General features: G+C 72.9%; 3 protein-coding genes. 2 read left to right on the top strand and 1 reads right to left on the bottom strand.

The window, feature by feature from the left end:
* Positions 1-37 precede the first annotated feature (37 nt).
* Positions 38-655 (bottom strand): hypothetical protein, encoded by a 618-nt coding sequence (locus AB0H32_RS47245; RefSeq protein WP_361135590.1) that lies wholly within the window; start codon positions 653-655, stop codon positions 38-40.
* 341 nt (positions 656-996) lie between these two features.
* Between AB0H32_RS47245 and AB0H32_RS47240 the strand changes: the two genes are divergently transcribed.
* Both AB0H32_RS47240 and AB0H32_RS47235 read left to right on the top strand, forming a co-directional pair.
* Positions 997-2913, top strand: a complete 1917-nt coding sequence (locus AB0H32_RS47240) for an AMP-dependent synthetase/ligase (protein ID WP_361135587.1) — start codon at positions 997-999, stop codon at positions 2911-2913.
* A 417-nt stretch (positions 2914-3330) separates the two neighbouring features.
* Positions 3331-3960, top strand: a complete 630-nt coding sequence (locus AB0H32_RS47235) for a hypothetical protein (RefSeq protein WP_361135583.1) — start codon at positions 3331-3333, stop codon at positions 3958-3960.
* The last annotated feature ends 39 nt before the right edge of the window (positions 3961-3999 follow it).

The raw sequence follows: 3999 nt of genomic DNA, 5'->3' as shown, positions 1-3999 counted from the left end.
CGTCACGGCCCGGGCCGCGTGGGCGTGGCCACGGCGGCTAGGACGTCGCGGCGGACGAGCCGGGCAGCGTCGGAAGACCGGGCAGCGTCGGCAGGCTCGGGAGTCCGGGCAGGTTGGGGACGGGCAGGCCGCCGGAGAGCAGGAGGGCGGCGAGGTAGTTGACGAGGCCCGTCAGCACACCGGTGACCGCCGGGACGACCTGGGTCGCGTCGCCGGAGGTGATGGCCTTCAGGAGGGTGTCCAGCGCCTTGGTGAGCGCGGCGAGCGCGTCGCTCGCGAGGTCCGCCCGCGCCTTGGCGTCGCCGGCGTTCGTGGAGGGCGAGGCCGAGGCCGTCGGCGCCGCCGTGGTCACCTTGGCGATGGCGTCCTTGGCGGCCTGGACGAGCTGGGCGGCCTGGTCGGCGGGGAGCTGGCCGTTGTCGGCCTTGAGCACCGCGTTGAGCAGGTCGGTGACGGGGGTGAGCACGATTCCGAGGTTGGCGAGGACCTTGACCTGCACGAGGAGCGCGTCCGCGCCGGGGACGGGCGCGTGGGACGCCGCACGGACGCGCTCCCGGGCGGAGTCGGCCGCGACGGCGGCCGGGCCGGTGACGCCGGCCAGGAGGCCGGCGCAGAGTGCGGTGGACGCGATGCGCCGGACGGACAGACCACGCATGGGGGTTCCTTTCGATGGTGCGTCTGATCTTGTGCCCACCGTGAAATCACCCACCACCATCTGCAACCGATCACCTGCACCGCGTGCCCGACCGTCCCTCAGGAGCGCTGGATCGTCCCTGATCAGACGACACGTCACGGCCATCCCGGGGACTCGGTGAGCGGCCCGCCCATTCGGGGCAACGCGGGTCGCCGCCGTCGCACGCGTCCGTGCCGGACCCATTGACCATTTCCTACGCGTGAGTAAGTTGACCTCGCAGACGTAGGCCGATGAGCCGCTGCCGCGGCGGGCCGCAGCGCACGAACCGCAGCACGTCAGCCGAGCCGCGACCGGGAGCCGTCATGGGCGTACGCAGGGATCTGAAGCGGGCGCGGCGGCGCGGCGACCTGGCGGCGCGTGCACAGGTCGAGCTGGTCAGGGACGAGACCGGCACGGTCCGCGAGGTGCGCACCGCTGCCCTGGCGCCCCGCGGCACCGGCAGCACCGCCGACATCCCGTTCACCAACGCCGAGGAAGCCCCCGGCGCCGTGGTCCTGCGGCGCCGGGACGGGGGCGTGTGGCGCCCGGTGACCGCCGCGGCCTTCGCCCGTGAGGTGGCCGCGGCGGCCAAGGGGCTGATCGCCGCCGGTCTCGAACCCGGCGGCCGGGTCGCCGTGATGTCCCGCACCCGCTACGAGTGGACTGTCCTGGACTTCGCGATCTGGGCCGCCGGCGGCCGGACCGTCCCCATATACTCCACCTCCTCCGCCGAGCAGGTGGAGTGGATCGTCCGCGACTCCGGCGCCCGCTTCGTCGTCGCCGAGACCGCCGAGAACGCCGGGACGGTCACCGCCGCCACGGCCGGCCATCCGGAACCCCCGCGCATCTGGCGGCTCGACGCCGGGGCGCTGCCCGAACTGGAGGCCCTCGGCCGGGACGTGCCCGACGACGACGTCACCAAGCGCCGTACGGCTCTGACGCCCGACACGGCGGCCACGATCTGCTACACCTCCGGCACCACCGGACGGCCCAAGGGCTGTGTGCTCACCCACGCCAACCTGTACGCCGAGGCCGCCAACACGGTCGAGCTGCTCCACCCGATCTTCAAGGAGGTCACCGGCCAGGTCGCCTCGACCCTCCTGTTCCTTCCGCTCGCCCACATCCTGGGCCGCACCCTGCAGATCGCCTGTCTGCTGGCCCGGATCGAGCTGGGCCACTGCCCGAGCGTCAGACCCGACGAACTGCGCCCGATGCTCAAGGAGTTCCGGCCCACCTTCCTGGTCGGCGTGCCCTACCTCTTCGAGAAGATCCACGACACCGGGCGGGCCACCGCCGAGAGGATCGGCCGGGGCGCGTCCTTCGACCGCGCGGACCGCATCGGGGTGCGCTTCGGCGAGGCGTACCTGAGCAGGTTCCTCGGCACGGGCAAGGGCCCGGGGATCGGCCTGTACGCCGCCTGGGCGCTGTACGACCTGCTGGTCTACCGGCGCGTCCGCGGGGAACTCGGCGGCCGGATGCGCTACGCGATCAGCGGCGGTTCCCCGCTGGACCGCAACCTCAACCTCTTCTTCTATGCGGCCGGCATCATCGTCTACGAGGGCTACGGCCTGACCGAGACCAGCGCCGCCGCCACCATCGTGCCGCCGCTGAAGCCGCGTCCGGGCACGGTCGGCCTCCCGGTCCCCGGCACCGCGGTACGCATCGCCGACGACGGGGAGGTCCTCATCAAGGGCGGGGTGGTCTTCGGGGCGTACTGGAACAACCCGGCGGCCACGGACGCGGTGCTCACCGGGGGCTGGTTCGCCACCGGCGACCTCGGTGCCCTCGACGGCGACGGCTACCTCACCATCACAGGCCGCAAGAAGGACATCATCGTCACCTCCGGCGGCAAGAACGTCGCCCCGGCCGTCCTGGAGGACCGTCTGCGCAGCCGCCCGCCCGTCGGCCAGTGCCTCGTCGTCGGCGACCGGCGCCCCTTCGTCGCCGCGCTGGTCACCCTCGACCCCGAGGCGGTCGCCCACTGGCTGTCGGTCCGCAGGCTGCCCCCGGACACACCGATGTCCGAGGTCGTCCGGGACCCGCGGATGCGCGCCGACGTGCAGCGGGCCGTGGACTACGCCAACGAGGCCGTCTCCCGTGCCGAGTCGATCCGCACCTTCGCCCTGGTCGAGGGCGAGTTCAGCGAGGAGAACGGGCTGCTGACCCCGTCCATGAAGGTCAAGCGGCACGCGGTGGCGGCCGCGTACGCGGAACAGATCGAGGCACTGTACGGCGTGTGATTCCGTCGGGCGAAGTGCCGTACGGGAGCATGACCTCGTCGGGCAAGGCGCCGTACCGGGTTTGATCCCGTCGGGCAAGGCGCCGTACGAGGCGTGATCCCGTCGGACCGGAGCGGGCGATCGGGTGAATTATCCGGCATTTCCTGCGTCTGGGTTTCTTCGGGCGTCCACAACTCGTTCACAGTCTGCAGGTCGTGGCGCGTGTGAGCGTGCAGCACCACCGTCCCGGTGACGACCCTGCGCAACACGGTGATCGACAAGATCGCATGGACGAGTGACGACGGAGCGGCACGGACCTGGGGCCTGTGCCACTCCGGCTCCGGAGCAGCCCCCTTCATCCGGCTCCGGGGCCGGCTTTCCGTTCCCCCTGAGAGAAAGACAACGAGAGTGCGACAGACCCTCAGCAAGGGATTGGTCGTGGCCGCAGCCGCGACAACCGCCCTGTCCCTGTCCGGCACATGGGCGTCCGCGGACTCCGGTTCGCTTGCGCCAGCGGACGCGCCCGCCCTGGTGGCCGGCGTCCTGGGTGCGCCGAACGCCGTGGAGCCCACGTTCGGAGACGACTCGTCGGCCTCCGGCGTCGCCCCGGCCTCCAGCTCCGCGACCGCGCAGAGCACCACGAAGAAGGCGCACCGGGCGACTCCGAGCACCGCGGTCGCGGCCTCCCCCACCCCCTCGAAGCCGAGCGACGGCTCTTCCTGCGGGTGCAACGGCGAGAGCAAGCCGCCCAGCTACGGCGAGGACAAGCCGCCGAGCTACGGCGAGGAGCCCCCGAGCTACGGCGATCAGCCGCCCGGCTACGGCGAGGAGTCGCCCACCCCGCCGCCGACCAAGACGCCGGCTCCGCCGAAGACCACCCCGCCGGCCGCCCCGACGCCGGTCGCGCCGTCGACACCGCCCGCGGCGCCGACCCCCGTGGTGTCCACGACTCCGCAGATGGCCGAGACCGGCGCCGCGGGCGTGCTCGGCGGCGTGGCCGCCAGCGGGGCGCTGCTGGCCGCCGGAACCGTCCTGTTCCGGCGCGGCCGGGCCGGATCCCACCGGTAGGACCGGAACGCCGGGTGCCGGACGCCTCGCGTCCGGCAC

The organism is Streptomyces sp. NPDC020362 (assembly GCF_040642095.1).
In the GTDB taxonomy this organism is placed as follows: domain Bacteria; phylum Actinomycetota; class Actinomycetes; order Streptomycetales; family Streptomycetaceae; genus Streptomyces.
This window is presented reverse-complemented; position numbering and strand designations above follow the sequence as displayed.

Excerpts from the sequence above, each read along its gene's own strand:
- AB0H32_RS47245 (WP_361135590.1), bottom strand. The coding sequence starts at position 655 with ATGCGTGGTCTGTCCGTCCGGCGCATCGCGTCCACCGCACTCTGCGCC.
- AB0H32_RS47240 (WP_361135587.1), top strand. The coding sequence starts at position 997 with ATGGGCGTACGCAGGGATCTGAAGCGGGCGCGGCGGCGCGGCGACCTG.